This window comes from Yersinia hibernica, from assembly GCF_004124235.1.
GTDB classification, from domain to species: Bacteria; Pseudomonadota; Gammaproteobacteria; order Enterobacterales; family Enterobacteriaceae; genus Yersinia; species Yersinia hibernica.
In genome coordinates this window covers 3,040,798-3,065,986 of the sequence record NZ_CP032487.1, presented here as the reverse complement: position 1 = coordinate 3,065,986, position 25,189 = coordinate 3,040,798, and the positions used below count along the sequence as shown (strand labels likewise).

Genomic DNA, 25,189 nt, shown 5'->3' with positions numbered 1-25,189 from the left:
AATATTGGAGGTGTTATGCGTTTGGATCGTCTTACTAGCAAATTCCAGCTAGCCCTCGCCGATGCCCAATCTTTAGCGCTTGGGCGCGATAACCAATTTATTGAACCGTTACATTTGATGAGCGCACTGCTCAATCAGGATGGGGGGACGGTTCGCCCATTGTTGACCTCGGCAGGGATTAATGTCGCCAATTTGCGTGGCGACATTGAGCAGGCTTTAGGTCGGCTTCCACAAGTTGAAGGTACTGGCGGCGATGTTCAACCATCAAATGAACTCGTCCGTGTCTTGAATCTTTGTGACAAATTAGCGCAGAAGCGGGCAGATAAATTTATCTCTTCAGAACTGTTCGTTTTGGCTGTTCTTGAGGATCGCGGCACCTTAACTGACATGTTAAAGGCCGCTGGTGCAACAAAAGATAAAATAAATAAGGCAATTGAAGATATGCGTGGTGGTGACAAAGTTGATGACCAAGGGGCTGAAGACCAGCGCCAGGCATTGAAAAAATTCACTATCGACCTGACTGAGCGTGCGGAACAAGGCAAACTTGACCCCGTTATTGGCCGTGATGAAGAAATTCGCCGCACTATTCAGGTGCTACAACGCCGGACCAAAAATAACCCGGTGTTAATTGGTGAACCTGGTGTCGGTAAAACGGCCATTGTAGAGGGGCTGGCACAGCGAATCGTCAATGGCGAAGTGCCGGAAGGCCTGAAACATAAACGCGTGCTTTCATTGGATATGGGTGCCCTGATTGCCGGGGCGAAATATCGCGGTGAGTTTGAAGAGCGCTTGAAAGGCGTGCTGAATGATTTATCAAAACAAGAAGGCAGTGTGATCTTGTTCATTGATGAATTGCATACCATGGTCGGTGCGGGGAAAGGCGACGGGGCGATGGATGCCGGCAACATGCTAAAACCTGCGCTAGCACGCGGTGAATTGCACTGCGTAGGGGCCACCACTCTTGATGAGTATCGCCAATATATAGAGAAAGACGCGGCGCTGGAGCGGCGTTTCCAGAAAGTCTATGTGGCAGAACCAACAGTTGAAGACACCATTGCCATTTTGCGTGGGTTGAAAGAGCGTTATGAACTGCATCACCATGTGCAGATAACCGACCCGGCAATTGTGGCGGCGGCAACACTGTCGCACCGTTATATCTCGGATCGTCAGTTACCGGATAAAGCCATTGACCTGATTGATGAGGCCGGTTCTAGCATCCGTATGCAGATGGACTCAAAACCAGAATCATTGGATAGGCTCGAACGCCGGATTATCCAATTGAAACTGGAGCAGCAGGCTCTGAAAAAAGAGTCTGATGACGCCAGTAAAAAACGTCTGGAAATGCTCAATACCGAATTAGAGCAGAAAGAACGTGAATATTCAGAGCTGGAAGAAGAGTGGAAAGCGGAAAAAGCCTCTCTTACTGGAACTCAGAATATTAAAACTGAACTGGAACAAGCCAAAATCACCTTGGAGCAGGCTCGCCGCGTGGGTGACTTGGCGCGGATGTCAGAACTTCAGTACGGTAAAATCCCTGAGCTGGAAAAACAGCTGGCGGCAGCCACGGCGCTTGAAGGGAAAACCATGAAGCTGCTGCGTAACCGCGTCACTGAAGCAGAGATTGCTGAAGTGCTGGCGCGTTGGACCGGTATTCCGGTATCGCGCATGCTGGAAAGTGAACGGGATAAGTTGCTGCGCATGGAAGAGGATCTGCATACTCGCGTCATTGGGCAAGATGAAGCGGTTGAAGCGGTATCTAATGCGATTCGTCGTAGCCGTGCTGGGTTATCAGATCCAAACCGCCCAATTGGTTCCTTCCTATTCTTAGGGCCAACTGGGGTAGGTAAAACCGAGTTGTGCAAAGCGCTGGCGAATTTCTTGTTTGACAGTGACGATGCCATGGTGCGCATTGATATGTCCGAGTTTATGGAGAAACATTCCGTCTCTCGGTTAGTCGGTGCGCCTCCCGGTTATGTCGGTTATGAAGAGGGCGGATATTTGACTGAAGCGGTACGCCGCCGTCCTTATTCTGTCATTCTGCTGGATGAAGTGGAAAAAGCGCATCCAGATGTCTTCAACATTCTTTTGCAGGTGTTGGATGATGGGCGCTTAACTGACGGGCAGGGGAGAACGGTCGATTTTCGCAATACGGTAGTCATCATGACCTCTAACCTCGGCTCTGATTTGATTCAGGAGCGTTTCGGTGAAAGAAGCTATACCGAAATGAAGGATATGGTGATGGAAGTTGTCACTCATCACTTCCGCCCTGAATTCATTAACCGTATAGATGAGGTTGTTGTCTTCCATCCGTTGGGTCGGGCGCATCTGGCGGCTATTGCCAGCATCCAACTGGAACGTCTGTACAAACGTCTGGAAGAACGTGGCTATCAGGTCACTATTACTCAGCCTGCATTGGAGTTCTTGGGTGAAACGGGCTTTGACCCTGTTTATGGTGCGCGGCCATTGAAACGCGCTATTCAGCAGGAAATTGAGAATCCATTGGCGCAACAGATACTGTCCGGCAAATTAATACCGGGAGTACCGGTGACTCTGGATATAGAAAACGGGCATATTATTGCCAAGCAGTAAGTGTTAATCCTTAAGGGGGCGAGAAATCGCCCCCTTTTTGTTTCCTTTTTCATCGTATTTGATGTTTTTGACGCATTAATGAGCGGTTGAAAAGTTTTTTCAAATTAGGGGTTGCAGGCTGTCAGGAACTCCCTATAATGCGCCTCCACTGACCGGGAACAACGAAACACACCTCGCCGGGTCAGGAAGAGAAAAGAACGGTTTTGACTTCGCAAGAAACAAAATAATTCCTTGACTCTTCAGCGGGAAGGCGTATTATCTGCCTCCCGCGTTACCGTAAGATTCGCCGCAAGGCCAACGGGTAACGAACGCTCTTTAACAATTTATCAGACAATCTGTGTGGGCACTCGCAAGACGATATCAAAGCCTGTTTCGGCAGGCAGAAATAATCAAAGTCTTGAAGAGTGACCAAAGCAGTACACATTTGAACTTCGGTTCGAATGCATATTTGCAGAAAGTAATCTTTGAGCATCGCCATTTCGGTGGCAAATCAAACAAATCTTAAATTGAAGAGTTTGATCATGGCTCAGATTGAACGCTGGCGGCAGGCCTAACACATGCAAGTCGAGCGGCAGCGGGAAGTAGCTTGCTACTTTGCCGGCGAGCGGCGGACGGGTGAGTAATGTCTGGGAAACTGCCTGATGGAGGGGGATAACTACTGGAAACGGTAGCTAATACCGCATGACGTCTTCGGACCAAAGTGGGGGACCTTCGGGCCTCACGCCATCGGATGTGCCCAGATGGGATTAGCTAGTAGGTGGGGTAACGGCTCACCTAGGCGACGATCCCTAGCTGGTCTGAGAGGATGACCAGCCACACTGGAACTGAGACACGGTCCAGACTCCTACGGGAGGCAGCAGTGGGGAATATTGCACAATGGGCGCAAGCCTGATGCAGCCATGCCGCGTGTGTGAAGAAGGCCTTCGGGTTGTAAAGCACTTTCAGCGAGGAGGAAGGCATAAAGGTTAATAACCTTTGTGATTGACGTTACTCGCAGAAGAAGCACCGGCTAACTCCGTGCCAGCAGCCGCGGTAATACGGAGGGTGCAAGCGTTAATCGGAATTACTGGGCGTAAAGCGCACGCAGGCGGTTTGTTAAGTCAGATGTGAAATCCCCGCGCTTAACGTGGGAACTGCATTTGAAACTGGCAAGCTAGAGTCTTGTAGAGGGGGGTAGAATTCCAGGTGTAGCGGTGAAATGCGTAGAGATCTGGAGGAATACCGGTGGCGAAGGCGGCCCCCTGGACAAAGACTGACGCTCAGGTGCGAAAGCGTGGGGAGCAAACAGGATTAGATACCCTGGTAGTCCACGCTGTAAACGATGTCGACTTGGAGGTTGTGCCCTTGAGGCGTGGCTTCCGGAGCTAACGCGTTAAGTCGACCGCCTGGGGAGTACGGCCGCAAGGTTAAAACTCAAATGAATTGACGGGGGCCCGCACAAGCGGTGGAGCATGTGGTTTAATTCGATGCAACGCGAAGAACCTTACCTACTCTTGACATCCACAGAACTTAGCAGAGATGCTTCGGTGCCTTCGGGAACTGTGAGACAGGTGCTGCATGGCTGTCGTCAGCTCGTGTTGTGAAATGTTGGGTTAAGTCCCGCAACGAGCGCAACCCTTATCCTTTGTTGCCAGCACGTAATGGTGGGAACTCAAAGGAGACTGCCGGTGATAAACCGGAGGAAGGTGGGGATGACGTCAAGTCATCATGGCCCTTACGAGTAGGGCTACACACGTGCTACAATGGCAGATACAAAGTGAAGCGAACTCGCGAGAGCAAGCGGACCACATAAAGTCTGTCGTAGTCCGGATTGGAGTCTGCAACTCGACTCCATGAAGTCGGAATCGCTAGTAATCGTAGATCAGAATGCTACGGTGAATACGTTCCCGGGCCTTGTACACACCGCCCGTCACACCATGGGAGTGGGTTGCAAAAGAAGTAGGTAGCTTAACCTTCGGGAGGGCGCTTACCACTTTGTGATTCATGACTGGGGTGAAGTCGTAACAAGGTAACCGTAGGGGAACCTGCGGTTGGATCACCTCCTTACCTAAAGATACGCATTGCGCAGTGTCCACACAGATTGTCTGATAGAAAGTAACGAGCAAATAAAGCCGGACTGAGAAATTAGTCGGGCTTTAGTACCTTGTTGGGTCTGTAGCTCAGGTGGTTAGAGCGCACCCCTGATAAGGGTGAGGTCGGTGGTTCAAGTCCACTCAGACCCACCAACTCACCATTCCCTGTTGAGTTGCAGCAATAAGGTGATTTTGCTTTTTATATGGGGCTATAGCTCAGCTGGGAGAGCGCCTGCCTTGCACGCAGGAGGTCAGCGGTTCGATCCCGCTTAGCTCCACCATATAAAAAACTATTTCAAAACGTACTGCGGTCGCAAGACTCAGTGGGTTGTGAAATATTGCTCTTTAACAATCTGGAACAAGCTGAAAATTGAAACATGACAGCTGAAACTTATCTCTCCGTAGAAGTGCTGAGATAAGGAGTAACCTGTCATAGAGTCTCTCAAATAATCGCAATGCGACGATGTCGAAAGACACTTTCGGGTTGTGAGGTTAAGCGACTAAGCGTACACGGTGGATGCCTAGGCAGTCAGAGGCGATGAAGGGCGTGCTAATCTGCGAAAAGCGTCGGTAAGGTGATATGAACCGTTATAACCGACGATACCCGAATGGGGAAACCCAGTGCAATTCGTTGCACTATTGCATGGTGAATACATAGCCATGCAAGGCGAACCGGGGGAACTGAAACATCTAAGTACCCCGAGGAAAAGAAATCAACCGAGATTCCCCCAGTAGCGGCGAGCGAACGGGGAGGAGCCCAGAGTCTGAATCAGTTTGTGTGTTAGTGGAAGCGTCTGGAAAGTCGCACGGTACAGGGTGATAGTCCCGTACACAAAAATACACTTGCTGTGAACTCGATGAGTAGGGCGGGACACGTGACATCCTGTCTGAATATGGGGGGACCATCCTCCAAGGCTAAATACTCCTGACTGACCGATAGTGAACCAGTACCGTGAGGGAAAGGCGAAAAGAACCCCGGCGAGGGGAGTGAAATAGAACCTGAAACCGTGTACGTACAAGCAGTGGGAGCACCTTCGTGGTGTGACTGCGTACCTTTTGTATAATGGGTCAGCGACTTATATTTTGTAGCAAGGTTAACCGAATAGGGGAGCCGTAGGGAAACCGAGTCTTAACTGGGCGTCTAGTTGCAAGGTATAGACCCGAAACCCGGTGATCTAGCCATGGGCAGGTTGAAGGTTGGGTAACACTAACTGGAGGACCGAACCGACTAATGTTGAAAAATTAGCGGATGACTTGTGGCTGGGGGTGAAAGGCCAATCAAACCGGGAGATAGCTGGTTCTCCCCGAAAGCTATTTAGGTAGCGCCTCGTGAACTCATCTTCGGGGGTAGAGCACTGTTTCGGCTAGGGGGCCATCCCGGCTTACCAAACCGATGCAAACTCCGAATACCGAAGAATGTTATCACGGGAGACACACGGCGGGTGCTAACGTCCGTCGTGAAGAGGGAAACAACCCAGACCGCCAGCTAAGGTCCCAAAGTCATGGTTAAGTGGGAAACGATGTGGGAAGGCATAGACAGCCAGGATGTTGGCTTAGAAGCAGCCATCATTTAAAGAAAGCGTAATAGCTCACTGGTCGAGTCGGCCTGCGCGGAAGATGTAACGGGGCTAAACCATGCACCGAAGCTGCGGCAGCGACGCTTAGGCGTTGTTGGGTAGGGGAGCGTTCTGTAAGCCGTTGAAGGTGAACTGTGAGGTTTGCTGGAGGTATCAGAAGTGCGAATGCTGACATAAGTAACGATAATGCGGGTGAAAAGCCCGCACGCCGGAAGACCAAGGGTTCCTGTCCAACGTTAATCGGGGCAGGGTGAGTCGACCCCTAAGGCGAGGCTGAAAAGCGTAGTCGATGGGAAACAGGTTAATATTCCTGTACTTGGTGTTACTGCGAAGGGGGGACGGAGAAGGCTAGGCTAGCCGGGCGACGGTTGTCCCGGTTTAAGCATGTAGGCGGAGTGACTTGGTAAATCCGGTTGCTTATCAACGCTGAGGTGTGATGACGAGCCACTACGGTGGTGAAGTAGTTGATGCCAAGCTTCCAGGAAAAGCCTCTAAGCATCAGGTAACATTAAATCGTACCCCAAACCGACACAGGTGGTCAGGTAGAGAATACTCAGGCGCTTGAGAGAACTCGGGTGAAGGAACTAGGCAAAATGGTGCCGTAACTTCGGGAGAAGGCACGCTGGCATTAGGTAAAGAGACTTGCTCTCGGCGCCGAAGCCAGTCGAAGATACCAGCTGGCTGCAACTGTTTAATAAAAACACAGCACTGTGCAAACACGAAAGTGGACGTATACGGTGTGACGCCTGCCCGGTGCTGGAAGGTTAATTGATGGGGTCAGCCGCAAGGCGAAGCTCTTGATCGAAGCCCCAGTAAACGGCGGCCGTAACTATAACGGTCCTAAGGTAGCGAAATTCCTTGTCGGGTAAGTTCCGACCTGCACGAATGGCGTAATGATGGCCAGGCTGTCTCCACCCGAGACTCAGTGAAATTGAACTCGCTGTGAAGATGCAGTGTACCCGCGGCAAGACGGAAAGACCCCGTGAACCTTTACTATAGCTTGACACTGAACATTGAGCCTTGATGTGTAGGATAGGTGGGAGGCATCGAAGCGTGGACGCCAGTCTGCGTGGAGCCAACCTTGAAATACCACCCTTTAATGTTTGATGTTCTAACTCGGCCCCATAATCTGGGGTGAGGACAGTGTCTGGTGGGTAGTTTGACTGGGGCGGTCTCCTCCCAAAGAGTAACGGAGGAGCACGAAGGTTAGCTAATCACGGTCGGACATCGTGAGGTTAGTGCAAAGGCATAAGCTAGCTTGACTGCGAGAGTGACGGCTCGAGCAGGTACGAAAGTAGGTCTTAGTGATCCGGTGGTTCTGAATGGAAGGGCCATCGCTCAACGGATAAAAGGTACTCCGGGGATAACAGGCTGATACCGCCCAAGAGTTCATATCGACGGCGGTGTTTGGCACCTCGATGTCGGCTCATCACATCCTGGGGCTGAAGTAGGTCCCAAGGGTATGGCTGTTCGCCATTTAAAGTGGTACGCGAGCTGGGTTTAGAACGTCGTGAGACAGTTCGGTCCCTATCTGCCGTGGGCGTTGGAAGATTGAGAGGGGCTGCTCCTAGTACGAGAGGACCGGAGTGGACGAATCACTGGTGTTCGGGTTGTCATGCCAATGGCATTGCCCGGTAGCTAAATTCGGAAGAGATAACCGCTGAAAGCATCTAAGCGGGAAACTTGCCTCGAGATGAGTCTTCCCTGGGGCTTTAAGCCCCCTGAAGGAACGTTAAAGACTATGACGTTGATAGGCTGGGTGTGTAAGTGCAGCGATGCATTGAGCTAACCAGTACTAATGATCCGTGAGGCTTAACCTTACAACACCGAAGGTGTTTTAGAGAGAATTTTGATTTTCAGCGATGTTTACAGATTGGATTGACTGGCTGCGTGATGATTATCATGGAGCGGGTTGATTAAAACAGAATTTGCCTGGCGGCCATAGCGCGGTGGCACCACCTGAACCCATGCCGAACTCAGAAGTGAAACGCCGTAGCGCCGATGGTAGTGTGGGGTCTCCCCATGCGAGAGTAGGACACTGCCAGGCATCAAATCAAGTAAAGACCCCATGCCAAAAGCGTGGGGTTTTTGCTATGTGCGGGATATGAGAAAGAGAAGCCTTCTGCTGTGCAGAGGGCTTTTTTATGTCTGAAATTTGGCAGTGACTGAGCAAAAGATGAATTGCCTATGCTGCTATTTAGCTAATTTTGCGCTAGTTAACCGCTTGGTAGAGGCTGTAGCCAGTGACTGCTCCCGCGACATCCCAAGCGAAGTCTTTCCAACTCCAACCAGTACCGCCTTGACGGCTATCATATAGTTCCTTACCCGCGCCAATACCGATTGAAAACAGCAGACCAAAGTTACGACTTTTGGCATCTGACCAATTCTGATGTTCACCATAGGCGGTGCCCGCAGCGGCTAATGCGGCGGAGGCAAAGAAATGCTGTGCTTTGTCCTTCCCGGTCCAACTGTCATTGGCCATATGGCTACATGCAGAACTGGCGAAAAGTAGTGGGGCAATAATGAAAGGGCGAAGATAAGGTGAGCACCACATAGAGTCTCTCCTCAGACCAGAGACAAAAAACCCGGTATGGGCCGGGTTTTTATGCTTCAGATTTACAGAATACGGCTGATGAGCCGGTCGATACGGATTCTGCGTAAACGGCGAATCAGTTTGCGTACTTTGACTGGATATTGCTGAATATTCTCCAGCTCAAGGTAGTGTGAAACAACTTTAGTATGAGTACGAATACATTCCAGCTCTTTTGCGCGCTGTTCGTGCATTTCATGCTTAGGGTCGTGGATCAAAATGGCATTTTCCAGATCCAGGCGCCATGCCCGTGGATTCAGGTTATTACCGGTGATCAATTGCCAGTTGTTATCGACCCACATTCCTTTCAGATGATAGGTATTGTCGCCATCTTTCCACAAACGAACAATCAGTTGGCCGCTATCGACAAAGCGCTGTAAACGGCTAAGGAAGCGGCGCAAATTGATTTCATATAAGTAAGGTAATGCACCGATAATCTTAAAGGGTTGATCTTCAGGAATATAAAAGTCGTTTGCGGTTTTGTCACCAACAATAATCTCAACCTGCTTACCCTCGCGCAGCAGATAAATGATGTTGCGCACTAACAATGCGGGCAGATTAAAATAGGGGGTGCAGATGGTGAGGCGTTCATCAGCAGAAGCCATTAAATGATGAATAGTTTTATTCAGTTGGCTCTTTTTGCCTAACCCAACGAGTGGGGTAACAGCCAATTCATCATTGCTAGCTTGTGCTGGAAATTGATAACCAATATCTCGTAGTGATGAGCGGAACTGGCGAGTTTCATTTTTGATCTCGGGATTGGTCGGCCGATCCGTGCGATCGAGGCGCTGAACTGCACCGGCGCTCAGTACCCGTTGCTTCACATAATCAACCATAATAGCGGCTAATGATGGATTAGTGATTAATTGGTAGCGATCATAACGATACTTATCGTTTTGATAAAGATAGACATCATTGATGCTGGCACCACTGTAAATCACGGTGTCATCAATGACAAAACCCTTCAGATGCAATACACCCAGGGCTTCGCGGGTATTAACCGGCACACCGTAAACTGGAACACAAACGTCCGGATGTTGACTCGCCATTTCACAATACCAATCTGCATTAGTATTGACTGCTGCGGCCCCGATGCGGCCACGTTGGGCGCGATGCCAGTCGACCAGCACACAAATTTCCAGCTCAGGATGCTGCTGTTTGGCCTGATAGAGGGCATTCATCACGTCACGGCCGGCATCATCCTGCTCAAGGTAAAGCGCCACCAGATAGATGCGTTTGCTCGCCTGGCCTATTAATTCCAGCAGAGTAGAGCGGAAAACCTTGGGGCAATACAGCGTTTTGACATCATCAACTGACTGGGGGAGTTTGGGCAGTTGTGCAAGGTGTTGTTGATGTTTGCTACGTTTGAATTTTGACAACATCACAGTGCGCTTCTTCTCTTGTTATTTGATGGCAGAACCGCCATATCCAAAAAAACACTAATCCATAGAGTCGGGCGATAATACCACTACTTTTCCGGATTGTGCGCAAGTTTTGCCAACCGTAGGCCGAATCGCTTATCTATGTGGGCCATATCACAGTGATTCATGTACTTGAAATCAAAGTGTCAGCTTAAGATTAACAATGCCATCTTCCATTTGCACATCAATGCTAAAACCCAGTTTCTGCGCCAAACCTATCATTCCGCGGTTATTGGGCATAGTGACCGCCGTCAGCCGTGTTAGCCCGTGGCTACGGGTGTACTGGATCATCTTCTCCAGTAGCTCTCGCCCCAGCCCCAGTCCTTTTAAGTCTGAACGCACCAAGACGGCAAACTCCGCGTCGATATTATCAGGGTCGGACAACGCACGGGTAACGCCAATGATTTCCGGGCCTGCTGCATTTTGGCGCACAGCAACAAAGGCCATTTCCCGATCATAGTCAATCTGCGTCATATTCGCCAAATCATCGTGACTGAATTCGTTGATTTCGCTGAAGTAGCGATAGTAGAGATCTTCTTTAGTCACTTGATCAATAAACAATTTTAGCAGCGGTTCATCTTCCGGCAAAATAGGGCGGAACAGGCAGTGAGAGCCATCTTTTAGCACCACATTTTGTTCCAGCTCGTGTGGATAGGGGCGAATAGCCAGCCGTGCTTGTGGGTCGCCGGTGACCGGAGCTAACTGCATTGATACATCCAACAGAGTGAACTCATTGCCTGAAGCAAGCACCGGGTGAATATCTAAACGCGAGATTTCCGGGCAATCAAGAATCAGGTTAGAGACTTGCACCAGCAAGCGGCTTAGCCCGGGGATGTCCAGTGGTTGCAGTGAACCACGGCTGCGAATTTTTCCACCTTTCACGGCCTGGATTATCAGATAGCGCGCCAATGCCATATTCAATGGCGGCAATGCCACAGCGGCTTGGGTTTCGTGGTGCCACTCAATTCCGCCTTCGCCTAACATTATCAGTGGGCCGAAAATGGCATCTTGCTCCACCGCAATGCGCAACTCCTGTGCCCCGGCGCGGTTCGCCATGCTTTGTACCAATAAACCATCGATACGCGCTTGGGGATAAGTCCGTTTAACCCTATCAAGGATATCGTCAGCGGCCCGCTGCACCTCAATTGCGGTGCGCAGATACAGCATAACGCCCTGAACTTCTGATTTATGCACAATATCGGGCGAGCGCAGTTTGATGGCCACCGGATATCCCAGCTGTTCGGCGATATGCACAGCTTCGACACTATCACTGGCAATCCAGGTGGGTAGCATGTTGAGGCCATAGGCTTCAAGGATCGGCTGGACTTCATGGGTATCGAGCTGGGTGGTTCCTTCTGCCAGCGCCTGGCGAATTAATTGATGCACATGCGCAGTATTGTCGGTGAGGCCCATGGGCAATGCCGGTGTTTCTTTCAGTTGTTTTTGATTGCGGCGGTATTCCACCATGTGCATAAAAGCGGTAATCGCCCCTTCTGGTGTGCGGTAGGTCGGGATGCCGGCTTCAGTGAACAAACGGCGGGCATCAAGGGATGAATATTCACCGCACCAGTTAGTCAGCAAGGTAATGCGCTTGCCGCGTGGGTGTTGGCGGATTGCGGATATCAGTAACTCCGCGGTTTTACTGCCCGGTGCCGCGGCACTCGGCGAGTGAATCAGTAGCAGCGCATCATAGTCGGTGCTGTCCAATAGTGGTTTAACCGCCGCTAAATAGCGCTCAGCGCTGGCATCATCGCGTAGGTCTATTGGGTTACGTAAGGAAACAAAAGGCGGTAGTGCGGCATTCAGGGCGGATTGGGTGGTATCCGACAGTGTCGCCAGTTTGCCATTGCGGCGAATCAGTTCATCCAGTGCCATCGCCGCCGGTGCTGCGCCATTGCTGACAATCAGTAACCGCTCGCCACGCAATGGATGCATATGACTTAGGGTTTCGACGGCTGAAAATAGCTCGTGAGTATCCTGGACCCGCAACAGACCCGCGCGCTGGATGGCAGCATCATAGGCGGCATCTAACCCTTGCTGACCATTGAGTAATTGCTGGGCGCGCTGGCTGCGGCCACTTTTGACCACCAGAATCGGTTTATTGCGTGAGGCACTGCGCGAGGCGGATAAAAAGCGGCGTGCATCACTGATATGTTCGATATACAGCATAATAGCGCTGGTTTTACCGTCTCGGGCTAAGAAGTCGAGTAAGTCATCGACATCAATATCCAGGCTATCACCCAGCGCAATAAAGTAAGAGAAACCGACTTCCCGCTGCTGCGCCCAGTCCAAAATAGTGTTGGCCACGGCCGCTGATTGGGAGATAAATGCCAGCCGACCTTTCTTGATGGGCACTGGCGAAAAACTGGCATTTAGCCCTTGCCACGGAGCGAGCAAACCTAAGCTATTTGGCCCCAGCAAGCGAATGTGATGGCGCTGTGCGCAAGCTTTCAGCTCCGCAAATTGCTCGGTTGCCGCCGACAGAATAATCACCGCCTTACAGCCACGGGTGGCCAAATCCTCCAACAGGGGGAGATTGCGGCGGTTGTTGGTGCATAAAATCGCCAAGTCGGGTGTGATGGGCAGGCTGGCAATATTCGCATAAGCCAATACACCGCAAACGGCTTTATGGCTCGGGGTGACGGGCAGAATTGGGCCATTGAAGCCGCCATCGAGCAAATTACGCATCATCAGGAAACCCGCCCGCTCCGGCTTCTCAGAAGCACCAATAACCGCGATTGACTTCGGGCGTAAGAGTGCTTCTAATCCACGTTGGCTCATAGGGTATTCCTTAAAGGGAAAGTTGCTGGCTTGATTTTATGCGATTTCTTCCCGACTTGCTGTGACTCGGCCCACTGGATGATGAGGTTTTCCCGCTAAATATTGCTGCCGAAAGTAGTGAAAATGTGCAGTTAACCCATCAGCCGCCTGAATATCGCCAGCTTGCAGGAGCAGGGCTGCCGCCACTTCCACGGTGCAGTGTTGCTCCGGGCGTGGTGATTCACGCAGCAAATAATCTGAGGTGTTAGTGACATTAAGTGACAACATTGGTAACCCGGCGAGATAAGGACTTTTACGGAACATTTTTTTGGCTTCAGTCCAGGTGCCATCCAGCAGGATAAATAGCGGTGGCTTATCACTGACGGGTAATTGATTGAATACCTGCCGCTCAGGTTCGGCGTACTTTTCCGGGAAAACCACATAAGGCTGGCGCTGCGGGTCGCGTAGTGCGGCTAATAACTCAGGGGCAACTTCAGTTCGTGCCCAGAGAAAAGCTTGAGTGTTTGGTAAAATATCAGCAATCAGGCGGCCGGTATTACTGGGTTTGAGGGGTTCAGTGTCAAACATCAGCAGGCAAAAGCGGCTGTTGGCCGGTTGCACTTTAATGGTGTCACACAGACAAAAGCGCTCGGTCAGCAGGCAGCCTTGGCAGCGAATTGCGCGGCAACCGCGGGCGCGGTAAGGGCGGGTAGAGAGTGCTAGCCGCTGGCGGCGCAGGCGCAATACCGCATTTTCCGTCGTTATATTTACGGGCAATAGCTGCTCGTTGGTCAATGTCTCCGTCACGACGGACTCCTGAAGAAATAGCGTTATTCTAATGAACCTATGGCCTGAATTATAGATAAACTAACGCCCCTGACAGAAAGCTATCAAGGGCGTAGATTTAATTTGGCAGGGGAATGCCGCCAAATGAGCAATAAATGAAGTAAACTAGCTTAGCGAGCCGCTGGCTCTACGGCTAATTGTTCATCAAGCCATTGATCAAAAGGTGCCTTTGGCATAGCGCCGCTAAGCATGTCGACCATTTTGCCGTTGCGATACAGCATAATGGTGGGAATGCTGCGGATACGAAAGCGAGTACTGAGTGCGGGTTCAGCTTCGGTGTTGATTTTAACGAAGCGGACTTTTCCGGCGCGTTCTGCGGCAACCTCTGCAAAAATGGGGGCAAAGTTGCGGCAAGGGCCGCACCATGGTGCCCAGAAATCGATGACAACAGGCAGGTCATCTTGCAGCAATTTATCCAGTGTGTCGGCGGTGGCGTTAATGACTTCGCCATCAAATAAAGAGTGGCCACAACGCCCACATTTAGCGCCGTCATCAATACGTTCTTCCGGTAGGCGGTTGGTCGCCATACAAGCTGTACATACCGTATTCATAAATGAGCCTTTATTATGTATCTCAATAAATAGAAGAGAAACGATACAGTCACACCGCGCTGAATTGTTTCTTGGTTGTTATCTATTATGAAGATAAATGAAAGAAGTGCCAAAATGGTTTATTCGATGAATACGATAGTTGCTAGCTTTTAGCGCTTGCTTATGGCTTACCGGGCAGACATCAGGTAATCTTCGCGCCCTGCGCGTTGGTGGAGAAGACAATGAACGATTCATTTAGTGGCAAAAACGGCAAAGTTAAAGTGATGTACGTCCGCAGTGACGAAAACAGCAGCGACGACCGTAACAGCAATAACCGGGGTAAAAACCAGCGTCCTGCAGGTAAAGGTCGTCCGGGGGATAATGCGGGTCGGGGCAGTTCACCGCGGAATAATGACTCACGTCGTAATGATTCTGGCCGTAATGAACGCGTGAGTCCTAGCCGTCCGGCGCGATCAGATAGCAGTGGCCCATATGATTCACCGTGGAAGACGGTGTCTCGTGCGCCCTCTGAAGAGCCAGAGTTTGATCATGGCGGTATCAGCGGCAAAAGCCATGTGGATCCAGCACAGTTGCGCCGTCAACGGGCTGAAGAAACACGTGTTTATGGTGAAAATGCCTGTAAAGCACTGTTTGAAAGCCGCCCTGATGCTATCGTGCGCGCCTGGTTTGTACAGTCAGTGACCCCACGTTTTCGCGAAGCACTGAAATGGATGGCGGCTAACCGCAAGGCTTACCATGTGGTTGAAGAAGATGAGCTGGCGAAGGCGTCTGGCACTGAACACCATGGTGGCGTGTGCTTCTTAATTAAAAAACGTCAGGGTCTGGATGCAGAAACCTATCTGCAACAGCAGACTCGGGCGAAAGATTGTGTGCTGGCACTGGAAGATGTGGGTAACCCACATAATCTGGGCGGCATCATGCGGACTTGTGCCCACTTCGGTATTAACGGCGTGTTGCTGCAAGACCCGGCCATGCTGGAGTCAGGTGCGGCAGTGCGCACAGCAGAAGGCGGTGCTGAGCATATCAAAGCCATCAATGCCGATGATTTCCTCTCGGTGCTGGATACCTTCCGTAAAGCGGGTTACACCATAGTGACAACCTCAAGCCATAAAGGTGTCAGTCTGGCGAAAGCGGAACTGCCAGCCAAAATGGTGCTGGTGTTAGGGCAAGAGAGTGATGGTTTGACTGACAGCGCTTGGCAGCAGGGCGATGTGAGTGTGTCTATCGGCGGTACTGGCAAAGTCGAAAGCCTGAATGTTTCGGTGGCGACGGGGATTTTGTTAGCTGAGTGGTGGCGTCAAAATAGCGCCCAATAATCCCCTGCGTCTTTGACCTTGCAGGGGGCTGCATTCAGGTACCCGAATTACATACTTGAGTGTGCCACAGTATAAAAAAGGGCGCTGATGATAAGTCAGCGCCCTTTTTGTTGCTCAGCTGTAGCCGCTAATGCGCGCCACCGCCTCCGCCACCAGAGGTAAAGGGGGGTTTAGCAAACCATACTAGCGCCAGTAGCAGCAAGAACACGCCCGCCGAGAGCCAGAATATTTCATTGGCCGAGATAATCAGCCCCTGATTGGTAATCTCCCGCGCCAGATAAGCCGATGCTTGCTGCTGATTCATCCCCAGTTTTTCCAGATCCTGATACATCTGTGTGGCATTCGGATTAAACGGGTTAACAAACTCGGTTAATTGCGAATGATGCATCGACTCTCTTTGCGTCCATAACGTGGTGGTGATTGAGGTCCCAATTGACCCGGCCAGTGTTCGCAGGAAGTTAGATAAACTGGATGCGGCCGCCATGCGCTCCGGCGGTAAACCGGATAAAGTGATGGCCGTCAGTGGCATAAAGAAGCAAGCAATCGCAAAACCTTGCACAAACTGTGGCCATGCCGAGGCACCAAAATCCATTCCTGGTTCGAATGTATATGCTCTCCAGTAGAAACAAACTGCATACATAATGAAGCTGAATGTGACTAACTGCCGCATATCAATGCGATGTGAAAAGCGCCCAATGATTGGCGACAGCAGCACCGGTAATATCCCGACAGGCGCAGAGGCCAAGCCGGCCCAGGTGGCGGTATAGCCATATACCTCCTGCAGTAGCTGTGGTAGCAACACAATCGCGCCAAAGTACAACATATAGGCCAGGCTGATACACAGACAACCAATGGTAAAGTTTCTCGATTTGAATAATGACAAATCAATCACCGGATGATCGTCGGTAAGCTCCCACACGATCAGGAAGGAAATCGCAATCACGGCAATAACCGTCAGGACGATAATCTCGGTCGAGTTAAACCAATCCAGCTCCTTACCTTGGTCGAGCATGATTTGCAAAGCACCAATACCGACGACCAATAATACCAATCCCACGGTATCAATCGGCCGGATCTCCGTTTTGGTCTCTCGCCCTTTCAGGGTGCTGCCTGCAATTAAAACAACCACTATCCCAATAGGGATATTAATAAAGAAGATCCAGCCCCAGTGATAGTTGTCACTGATATAACCGCCGAGGATCGGCCCAAAAATGGGGGCGACAACAATGGTCATCGACCATAATGCCAGGGCCATACTCCGCTTCGCTGGCGGGTAGTTATTCAGTAGCAAACTTTGTGACAATGGAATCAATGGGCCGGCGACCAGCCCTTGAATCACCCGGAAGAAGATAAGCATCCCTAAACTGTTTGAAATGCCGCACAGCCATGAGGCCAGCGCAAATAAACCTATTGCCCACAGGAATAATCGCACTTCGCCGACACGCTTTGCCAACCAGCCGGTGATGGGGATGGAGATAGCATTTGCCACCCCAAACGAGGTGATGACCCATGTGCCTTGGGAGTTGGACGAGCCAAGATCCCCGGCAATAGTCGGAATAGCCACGTTAGCAATGGTGGAGTCCAGCACTTGCATGAAGGTCGCTAATGATAGCGCGACCGTCATCCAGGCGAGTTGGGCACCTTCAAGCGGTTTTTGTGCCACAGTAGCCTCCGGCGCGTTTAACCTGCATTTGCATGAGTAATATCGCGAATCATTTGATTAACCGGCGCTAAATCCAAAGACAGCGCGTTGGTGACAAATGCAGGTTCTTTGCGCACATTTTGCGCTAATACTGGGCCGTCGGTATTGGCGGTATCCACCCGCACTGTGCTAGATAAACCAATGCGCAGCGGATGTTCAGCCAGTTGCTTGGCATCAAGTTCAATACGAACCGGCAAGCGCTGAACCACTTTGATCCAGTTACCGGTGGCGTTTTGGGCGGGTAACAGTGAGAAGGCGCTGCCCGTTCCCATATCCAGACCAACAACTTTTCCTTGGAAAACAATATCATCGCCATAGAAATCGGTCACTATAGTCACCGGTTGACCAATGCGCATATTGGCTAACTGTGTTTCTTTAAAGTTGGCGTCAATCCACATCTCATTTGCCGGAATCACCGCCATCAGTGGTGCGCCGTTGGCTATTTCAGCCCCGACTTGCACACTTCGACGTGATACATAGCCGGTAATTGGACTGACAACTTTGGTGCGTTGCAGGGCGAGCCAGGCATCGCGCAGCTTGGCAGCCGCTTGTTCAACCGCCGGTTGCTTCTCCAGCGGGGTATTAAGAACCAGCGCCTGATTGGCATTATACTGTGCAATCGCCACATCCAATGATGCTGCCGCGGCTTCTGCTGCATCACGGGCGTGTTGCAGTTCTTCACGGCCAATCGCATCAACAGAACCCAGCACCACACGGCGCTTCAGGTCATTCTGTGCTTTACTCAGTTCTATTTTTTTCAGGGCGATATTGGCCTGATACTGTGTGCTGTTAACCATGAGCTGGTGGGTTTGGCGCACAGTGTTTGCCAATGCCGTTTTGGCTTGCTCATAGGCTTGTTCGGCGTCCGTCGGGTCAAGAGCCAGCAGGACATCACCACTTTTGACAAAATCAGTATTTTCAAAATTGACACTGACGACACTGCCGGGAACCTGAGACATTATCTGCACCTGATTACCAGATACATAAGCATTATCAGTCTCTTGGTGATGGCGCAGCACCAAGAACCAATAGATAAGATAAGCCACCCCAATAATAATAAAAATAACCGTCAGTAAGAGCAGCACACGTTTACGTTGCTTCTTTTTATTCTGCGGTTGTTGCGGCACTTGAGCTTCCGCGCTTGCACTCATGGTGTTCTCCACGCTTAATTTTATATTGTTTTATTTTGTGAACCATTACTGACAGGAGCTTGATAGCCACCACCGAGTGAACGGATCAAACCAATCTTGGCCTGCAATAAGTTGTTGCTGGCGCTAAGTTCTGATTGCTGCTGTTGTAGATATTGCGACTGGCTAATCAAGAGTTCATCCCGGCCAATAATCCCCGTTTTGTAACGTGCATCGGCAACACCATAAACTTTCTGCATCGATTGCGATGCTGATATAGCTTGTTGCAGTTGGCGCTGGCTGCTTTGTTGGAGGGTGATGGCATCCGCCGTTTCTCGCACAGCATTGAGGATAGTTTGGTTGTAAGATTCAACCGCTTCGTCATAAATGGCTGATTCTTCGCCTAATTTACTGCGCAGTGCACCTGCGTGGAAAATAGGCAATGAGATTGCCGGTGCAAAGTTCCATGCTTGACTGGCGGCCTCTAACAGATTGGGGTTTGTGCCCTGGAAGTTAGTGGTCGAGAAACCGGCAAAACCCGTAATTGATAAGCTGGGATAAAATTCTTTGCGCGCCGCTTTAACCCGCTGGTCATAAGATTCAACCAGTTGGCGTTGCGCCGTGATATCCGGTCGCTGGCCCAGTAAATCAGTGGTCAGCTCACCTTTAGGCGTCAGGCGGGTAATATCTGGTAAGGGCACCGGGCGCAGGTTTTGCGTTGCTCTCGGGCCTTGGCCCATCAATGCCGCCAACTGATGTTTTAGCTGCTCACCTTGTGATTTCAGTTGGATAATCTGCTGCTTAGCTGTATCTGCCTGAACTTGTGTTTGCTGCGGAATTTCAATGCCATAGATGCCTGCTTGATATTGCTTAGTACGCAACTGGGCCAGTTGTTCATTGTTATCGACTTCCTGCTGCAATACGTTTTGCAGGGCAAAATTGCTTTGTAGCTGGTAATAAACAGATGCCACTGAGCTGGTCAGTGTCAGAGCTGCTTGCTGCTGTTCTGCACGAGCCGCATTCACCTGCGCATTGGCGGCATTGACCCGGTTGCGGTATTTACCCCACCAATCAAACTCGTAACTAAGATTCAGGCCAAGAGTATTGGCGGTTTCATATAATGGTTTATCGGGATAAGACTGTAAGAATGGTTGCAGTGTATTCTGCGATATTTTTTCTCGATTACTGCTGCCGTAGAGATCCAGCTTAGGGCCATTAGCGGAATCCGCTTGGCCCATCACGCTTTGTGCTTCACGTACTCGCGCCGCCGCTTGTTTGAGCGAGGGAGAAGTTTGCAAGCTTTGAGTGATTAAAGCATCAAGTTGGGAGTCTTCTAGTACCCGCCACCACTGGGAGCTTAGCGCCAACGAACTGACTTTAGGTTGCGCCAATTGCAGTTGTTGGTTATCCAGCATTTGAGACTGAGGAGCAATATTATCGCTTGAGGCGCAGCCCGCCAGGACGAAAACGGCGAACAAAGGCGTGAGTCTCCAGCTATGTGGGGATAGCATAGTTATTTACCTGGATAAATTAATGTACTTGGATAGCAGTGTTGGAATTACTGTTCTGGTATTTCCATTTGGTCTAGCCGAGTCAGTAACTTTCGCGTTAGCGTTTCAAGCTGTTGCTGTTCATCGGCGTCGAGTGTTGACCAAAGAAAATGCAGACACTTATGTTGTGGCGGCAGCAGTTGATTTAAAAACTCCACGCCCGCCTCGGTCAGATGCAAGTGCAAACAACGGCGGTCATTATGGCTTTCACGGCGTTCAATCCAGCCTTTCTTCTCCAACTCATCAGCGATGCGGGTGGCATTGGTTCGTGAGGATCCCAATGCAGCACTTAACTCTGACGGTTGAATACTGTGGCTCTCTTGTGCTTCCAGCGTAATTAGTGCCATAAACAGGGTTTCATTAATACCTTGCGCTTTTAGCATTTTGTTGCGATTTTCCAGCAACTTACTGTGCATATGCATACACAGGCGAGTCAGCAGAATTTCCTGATAAGGGAAATCTTTCTGACGTTTGGCACGGGAATTAAGCATCTGTTCTATAGGACTAAACGAACTTTCCATTATAAGGAACCTCATTAGTTTCAAGTGGTACAGTAACGGTAGTGACTAATAATGTAAACGGGTTAACCAGAGAAAAATTTAGCAATTCGTGTTATTCAGTCACTGTCTGTGAGTAATTAGTATTATTAATTGTAAGGGTATTGTGTGTCGGTTAACAATTCAGGCAAATTGTTACGCCAAAAGCATTAGTAATTTGAATGTCAGGCCATAGCTGAGTGCGCCCAGTAACGTGGCGAAGATAATACTGTTGGTCTTATAAAAGCACCCGCAGATAACCAAAAAACCAATAAGTGTGGGAATTAATTTGTGTGGGTTATGCATAATTTCCGGTGTGCTGGAAACCACTAATAAAGCACAAATAGAGGCGATCCCGATACTGTCGAGCAATAGGGAGAGCTTACCGCGTTGCAGGCCCGCTTGTTTGCGTGCTGGCCCAAGACGCAGCGGCAAATAACGAAACAGATAATTGACCGTTCCCACCACCAAACCAATAATTAGAACATCCATATTCATCACTTCGGCTCCTCGGTATCAGTCTCTTGGTGTTCGATGACGTCATCGCGAGCCGGTTGGAGTAAGGCCGCCAGACATCCGCCCCCAATACCGGCCAAAATCGCCACCGGAATAGAGAACAACAACACGCCGAGCAAAGCACCCGTCAGCGAAGCAATAACGGTTAGGCTGTATTGGCGTTTAAATGCCGCCAACAGGAAGCTGAGGAACAGCGCGGGTAACATAAAGGACAAAGAAGCTTCAATAGCCGGGTAATTCTCCAGCGGGCCATTGCCAAACATGGCCCCGATAGCGGTGCCTGCCACCCAGGATAGCCAAGAGGTGAATGCGATGCCGAGCATCCAATTCTCGCTCCAGCGCCGTTGATCTTTCATCAGCTTAGTTGTCGCGGCGGCAAACACTTCATCCGTCAAGCCAAAGGCCCACAGGGCGGTTTTTTTACCGGACATCTTAGTGACAATGCGGTGTTTCAGTGCTGGCCCGTACAAGATATGGCGGATATCCATTGCCATCACCGTCAATGCGGAAACCCACAGCGACATTCCGGCACTGAGCAGGGCGGTAATAACAAATTGGCTGGCTCCAGCATAAATGATGCAGGAGAAGAAGATACCCTCCCACGGGGTAAAGCCAAGTTTTACCGAACTCAAACCGAAGGCGAAAGCTACCGGTAAATAACCGATAACAATGGGGAGGCTGTCAGTTATTCCCTCAGTGAATGTAGCTGTCGATTGAGTCGTTGCGGGCGCGTTGGTGATTTGGCTTTGCATAGAGTCAGCTATTGATAATTGGGGTTACAGGATAAAAGTTAAGTAACATTACCAGAGTGGGAATTTTCTTAACACCCTATAACCCAAATTTATATATCAATTGATTATTAGTTAGCTAATTAATAAAGGTCACTCTACTGGGAGATTTGCCGGGGGATCAAATCGTTTACCCGCGAGCCAAGTGGCCATGTTCAAGATACACAGCACCAGCCCGGCCGTGGCCACGCCATACCAGCCGGCATGTTGATAGGCAGCGGCAGAAATAAGGGAGCCTAAGGCACCGCCAATAAAGTAGGTGGTCATATAGCCCGCGGTTAAGCGGTTTCTGGCTTCCGGCATCATGCGGTATATCACACTCTGATTGGTCACATGCACCCCTTGCACCGCAAGGTCTAACACGATAATTCCGATAATCAGCGCAATAATGGAATGCTGCCCCAACGCAATGGGTATCCATGACAATAACAATAATACCAAGCCGACACTGGTGGTGATGCGGGCTTTTCCTTTATCGGCCAATTGGCCTGCTTTGGTGGCCATTAATGCCCCGGCAGCCCCGACCAGACCAAATAGCCCGATAGTTGCCTCTGAGTAGCTAAAAGGTGGGGCCGCGAGCAGGAAAGCCATTGACGTCCACAAGACACTGAAGTTGGCAAATGACAGTGCCCCCAGTAAGGCGCGAGTGCGCAGCACCGGAGTCCGAATAAACAGAGAAAATATTGAGCGGAGCAATTGACCATAATTCAGGCCAGTATGCAGCTTATAGCGGGGCAGATAGCGCCATAGAGTGAGCGCCATCATTATCATCAATACGCTGGCAACCCAATAAATGGTGCGCCAGCCCCCAATAGATGCCAAAGCACCCGCCACCGTTCGTGCCAGCAAAATACCCAGCAATAGACCGCTCATGATAATGCCGACGACTTTGCCACGTTTTTCTGGAGCCGCCAGTGTGGCAGCTAAGGGCACCAGCAATTGCGCCACGACAGAAAACAAACCCGTGAGGGCGGTACCGACAATCATCATGGTGAGATTTTGTGACATGGCGGTAATTAACATCCCGCCCGCGGCCAACAGCGTCATGCCAACAATCAACCCGCGCCGCTCAAACATGTCCCCTAACGGAACCAAAAACATTAATCCAACTGCATAACCTAGCTGGGCGGCGGTGACGATAAAACCGGCTTGATTGACTGAAAGATTAAAGGCTTGGGCGATAGTTTCCAGCAGTGGCTGGGCATAATAGTTACTGGCAACCGCCAGTCCGGTGGCGGCCGACATCAATACAATCAATGCTGGGCTTAAACCGGCGTTTTCGGTTTTTTGTGTCATAAGGAAGTATTCTGCATGGATAAGAGTGACAGTATTAGATAAATAAGAATGATAAACAAATGTATAATTTTCATCTGATTAATCTTATTTCGAGATTGATAAATGAATTTCGCACCGATTTGTCAGGCACTGGCGGCGGAACGCGAAGCTTTACTCAGGCGGGGCGAGCACTCCAGCCCGCCGGGGAGTGGAAGCATGGCCTAATATTTCTCCGTGGTGACTTCAATATCGTTGACAATAATTAGTATTAATATGACATGGCAATATTGACTCAAAAAATAAACAACATCATATTGCCATGCGGCGTGATATTAAGGCGATGAAATATTGTCGTCACTCTCATAGGGATCTATATGTGTCATAACATTTAAGACATTAAAGTTTTTTAACACTCTATTTCTGGCCAAAACGGCGATATCATGACCCTCTTTAACAGATAAGTGGCTATTAACATCTAAATGAACATCAACAATAATGAAATCACCCATTTTCCTTGTTTTTAAATCATGAATTCCTATCACACCTTCAGTAGAGAGTAATGTTGATTTTATTTTATCTTCAATTTCACTGTCAGCTGCTCTATCCATTAAGTCGTGCAAGGCTTCTGATGTAAATGAGTATCCCATCTTAATGACTATCAATCCGACAATAAGAGCAGCCACCGGGTCGAGAAATTTAAACCCTAATAGATTACCAATAATCCCCAGTGCGACAACTAATGAAGAGGCTGCATCGGATCGGGCATGCCAGGCATTTGCAACTAACATGCTGGATTTGACTCTAATGGCAACAGCCAGCATATAACGAAAAAGCAACTCTTTGAAAATTAACGCAGATAGTGCAACCCAGAGAGCTATAATATGTACTTGAGCAATAGATTCTGGATTGTGGATTTTATTTATTGCCGACCACAACATTCCGGTGCCCACTAATAATAATAAAATCCCCAGAATTAATGATGCCCCATTTTCATAGCGGTAATGGCCATAATGGTGATCGGCATCGACGGCTTTTCTGCTTTTATTATTTGCTATCAGCACCACAAAATCGGCAACCAGATCAGAAAGTGAATGAATACCATCCGCAATCAATCCTTGTGAACCTGAAAATAGCCCGGTGATTATCTGCCCCAGACTTAAAAAGCAATTTACAATCACACTCACCCAAGTACTTTTTCGAGCAGCATGAAAACGTTCATGAGATTCATTATCATGCTCATCTAAAGTTATATTTTTTTCTATCATCTAGGATTTATCCATTAAGGCAAGAAGATACCCTGCTGAATCAGAGGCTATTTTCACCACTTGCGAGCGATTATTCACAAATTCTGCTTTTAAAAAATAAGCCCGGCAAGTGAATATGCTGCAACGAAATAAGTTAATTATCTATTAATAATATATCTTCTTTTTTTGAGAAAATAGCATCACGAATAAAAATAAGCGCGCCCCGCGCTGGGGGCGGCTGATATTTCAATCAAAATCTAGATAAACTCAATGAGTTAACCGCTGGATAGAGAGATTTAGTTATGACAATTAAATTGCGCTCTATTCTGAAATCACACTCACATGTGCGGCCACAATCCGCCATCCGCATGGCAATTTGACCCAGGTCTGCATCTGCCGACCGATGCGCGAGTTGTCTTCACGATAAAATTCGGTGCTGGCAACGGCCATATCCTCACCAAAAGTTGTGATCACCGTATTTTCTAAAGTACGTCCTAATCCTTTTGATGGGCGCTGCTGGCGAAATTCCCTAATAGCATCAATGCCAAACAGACTCTCCCCCGCGCCAAAACGGATAGTGCGGTCATCGTGCCAAAATAGCTCGTCCAATACTGGAATGTCGTTATTAATCAATGCTTTTTCATAGCGATAAAATGCCTCGTTTACTTGCGCCAGAATGGCGGGGCGATCGATAAATTCACTTTTCATTTTATTATTCTCAAAAAGTTC

At 49.6% G+C, this 25,189-nt stretch carries 16 protein-coding genes, 2 tRNA genes and 3 rRNA genes; 7 read left to right on the top strand and 14 right to left on the bottom strand.

From position 1 onward, the window contains the following. Positions 1-15 precede the first annotated feature (15 nt). The 6 genes from clpB to rrf all read left to right on the top strand — a co-directional run bounded on the left by clpB (position 16) and on the right by rrf (position 8,285). Entirely contained in the window at positions 16-2,589 is a 2,574-nt protein-coding gene (gene clpB, locus D5F51_RS14470; RefSeq protein WP_129197508.1) for an ATP-dependent chaperone ClpB, read from the top strand. Between the two features lie 503 nt (positions 2,590-3,092). Beyond that, a 16S ribosomal RNA gene (locus D5F51_RS14460) occupies positions 3,093-4,635 on the top strand. Between the two features lie 102 nt (positions 4,636-4,737). After that, positions 4,738-4,814 (top strand) — tRNA-Ile (locus tag D5F51_RS14455). Between the two features lie 52 nt (positions 4,815-4,866). Then, a tRNA-Ala gene (locus D5F51_RS14450) sits at positions 4,867-4,942 on the top strand. A gap of 209 nt (positions 4,943-5,151) precedes the next feature. Then, positions 5,152-8,058: ribosomal RNA gene (locus D5F51_RS14445) — 23S ribosomal RNA — on the top strand. 111 nt (positions 8,059-8,169) lie between these two features. Next, positions 8,170-8,285 (top strand): 5S ribosomal RNA (rrf, locus tag D5F51_RS14440). Together the 16S, 23S and 5S rRNA genes with 2 tRNA genes alongside form the textbook arrangement of a ribosomal RNA operon. 165 nt (positions 8,286-8,450) lie before the next feature. On the opposite strand, the gene D5F51_RS14435 is transcribed toward rrf, so the two are convergent. The 5 genes from D5F51_RS14435 to trxC all read right to left on the bottom strand — a co-directional run bounded on the left by D5F51_RS14435 (position 8,451) and on the right by trxC (position 14,406). After that, a complete protein-coding gene (locus D5F51_RS14435) occupies positions 8,451-8,792 on the bottom strand; it encodes a YfiM family lipoprotein (RefSeq protein WP_025377313.1) in 342 nt (113 codons plus the stop codon). 62 nt (positions 8,793-8,854) lie between these two features. After that, entirely contained in the window at positions 8,855-10,207 is a 1,353-nt protein-coding gene (gene pssA / locus D5F51_RS14430; protein WP_391592385.1) for a CDP-diacylglycerol--serine O-phosphatidyltransferase, read from the bottom strand. 180 nt (positions 10,208-10,387) lie between these two features. After that, positions 10,388-13,030 carry a bifunctional acetate--CoA ligase family protein/GNAT family N-acetyltransferase gene (locus D5F51_RS14425; protein WP_129197504.1) on the bottom strand — a complete coding sequence of 881 codons (2,643 nt, stop codon included), beginning with the start codon at positions 13,028-13,030 and terminating at the stop codon, positions 10,388-10,390. Positions 13,031-13,066: 36 nt separating this feature from the next. Beyond that, a complete protein-coding gene (locus D5F51_RS14420; RefSeq protein WP_129197502.1) occupies positions 13,067-13,816 on the bottom strand; it encodes a tRNA-uridine aminocarboxypropyltransferase in 750 nt (249 codons plus the stop codon). Between the two features lie 149 nt (positions 13,817-13,965). Beyond that, entirely contained in the window at positions 13,966-14,406 is a 441-nt protein-coding gene (gene trxC, locus D5F51_RS14415) for a thioredoxin TrxC (protein WP_025377317.1), read from the bottom strand. 221 nt (positions 14,407-14,627) lie between these two features. On the opposite strand from trxC, the gene D5F51_RS14410 reads away from it, so the two are divergent. Next, positions 14,628-15,722, top strand: a complete 1,095-nt coding sequence (locus D5F51_RS14410; protein WP_129197500.1) for a tRNA/rRNA methyltransferase — start codon at positions 14,628-14,630, stop codon at positions 15,720-15,722. Between the two features lie 127 nt (positions 15,723-15,849). Here D5F51_RS14410 and emrB read toward each other — a convergent pair whose 3' ends face one another. From emrB to hpxZ, 9 genes are all read right to left on the bottom strand, one after another. Then, positions 15,850-17,385 carry a multidrug efflux MFS transporter permease subunit EmrB gene (gene emrB / locus D5F51_RS14405; RefSeq protein ID WP_025377319.1) on the bottom strand — a complete coding sequence of 512 codons (1,536 nt, stop codon included), beginning with the start codon at positions 17,383-17,385 and terminating at the stop codon, positions 15,850-15,852. Between the two features lie 17 nt (positions 17,386-17,402). Continuing rightward, positions 17,403-18,575: a multidrug efflux MFS transporter periplasmic adaptor subunit EmrA gene (emrA, locus tag D5F51_RS14400; RefSeq protein ID WP_129197498.1), complete on the bottom strand. Its 1,173-nt coding sequence runs from the start codon at positions 18,573-18,575 to the stop codon at positions 17,403-17,405. Positions 18,576-18,595: 20 nt separating this feature from the next. Further along, positions 18,596-20,062: an efflux transporter outer membrane subunit gene (locus D5F51_RS14395; protein ID WP_129197496.1), complete on the bottom strand. Its 1,467-nt coding sequence runs from the start codon at positions 20,060-20,062 to the stop codon at positions 18,596-18,598. Positions 20,063-20,109: 47 nt separating this feature from the next. Continuing rightward, complete coding sequence (gene mprA, locus D5F51_RS14390; RefSeq protein ID WP_005165011.1) at positions 20,110-20,622, bottom strand: transcriptional repressor MprA; 513 nt, start codon at positions 20,620-20,622, stop codon at positions 20,110-20,112. Positions 20,623-20,793: 171 nt separating this feature from the next. Then, positions 20,794-21,135: an L-valine transporter subunit YgaH gene (gene ygaH, locus D5F51_RS14385; protein WP_129197494.1), complete on the bottom strand. Its 342-nt coding sequence runs from the start codon at positions 21,133-21,135 to the stop codon at positions 20,794-20,796. After that, complete coding sequence (locus D5F51_RS14380) at positions 21,135-21,905, bottom strand: AzlC family ABC transporter permease (protein WP_025377323.1); 771 nt, start codon at positions 21,903-21,905, stop codon at positions 21,135-21,137. The genes ygaH and D5F51_RS14380 overlap by 1 nt, the downstream gene beginning before the upstream one ends. A gap of 129 nt (positions 21,906-22,034) precedes the next feature. Continuing rightward, on the bottom strand, positions 22,035-23,237 hold the full coding sequence (locus D5F51_RS14375; protein WP_162301746.1) for an MFS transporter: 1,203 nt from the start codon (positions 23,235-23,237) through the stop codon (positions 22,035-22,037). 311 nt (positions 23,238-23,548) lie between these two features. Continuing rightward, on the bottom strand, positions 23,549-24,481 hold the full coding sequence (locus D5F51_RS14370) for a cation diffusion facilitator family transporter (RefSeq protein ID WP_129197492.1): 933 nt from the start codon (positions 24,479-24,481) through the stop codon (positions 23,549-23,551). Between the two features lie 300 nt (positions 24,482-24,781). Beyond that, positions 24,782-25,168 (bottom strand): oxalurate catabolism protein HpxZ, encoded by a 387-nt coding sequence (gene hpxZ / locus D5F51_RS14365; RefSeq protein WP_129197490.1) that lies wholly within the window; start codon positions 25,166-25,168, stop codon positions 24,782-24,784. Positions 25,169-25,189 lie beyond the last annotated feature (21 nt).

Coding starts and splice junctions, on each gene's coding strand:
- clpB (WP_129197508.1), top strand. CDS start 16: ATGCGTTTGGATCGTCTTACTAGCAAATTCCAGCTAGCCCTCGCCGAT.
- D5F51_RS14435 (WP_025377313.1), bottom strand. CDS start 8,792: ATGTGGTGCTCACCTTATCTTCGCCCTTTCATTATTGCCCCACTACTT.
- D5F51_RS14425 (WP_129197504.1), bottom strand. CDS start 13,030: ATGAGCCAACGTGGATTAGAAGCACTCTTACGCCCGAAGTCAATCGCG.
- trxC (WP_025377317.1), bottom strand. CDS start 14,406: ATGAATACGGTATGTACAGCTTGTATGGCGACCAACCGCCTACCGGAA.
- D5F51_RS14410 (WP_129197500.1), top strand. CDS start 14,628: ATGAACGATTCATTTAGTGGCAAAAACGGCAAAGTTAAAGTGATGTAC.
- emrA (WP_129197498.1), bottom strand. CDS start 18,575: ATGAGTGCAAGCGCGGAAGCTCAAGTGCCGCAACAACCGCAGAATAAA.
- D5F51_RS14395 (WP_129197496.1), bottom strand. CDS start 20,062: ATGCTATCCCCACATAGCTGGAGACTCACGCCTTTGTTCGCCGTTTTC.
- mprA (WP_005165011.1), bottom strand. CDS start 20,622: ATGGAAAGTTCGTTTAGTCCTATAGAACAGATGCTTAATTCCCGTGCC.
- ygaH (WP_129197494.1), bottom strand. CDS start 21,135: ATGAATATGGATGTTCTAATTATTGGTTTGGTGGTGGGAACGGTCAAT.
- D5F51_RS14380 (WP_025377323.1), bottom strand. CDS start 21,905: ATGCAAAGCCAAATCACCAACGCGCCCGCAACGACTCAATCGACAGCT.
- D5F51_RS14375 (WP_162301746.1), bottom strand. CDS start 23,237: ATGACACAAAAAACCGAAAACGCCGGTTTAAGCCCAGCATTGATTGTA.
- D5F51_RS14370 (WP_129197492.1), bottom strand. CDS start 24,481: ATGATAGAAAAAAATATAACTTTAGATGAGCATGATAATGAATCTCAT.
- hpxZ (WP_129197490.1), bottom strand. CDS start 25,168: ATGAAAAGTGAATTTATCGATCGCCCCGCCATTCTGGCGCAAGTAAAC.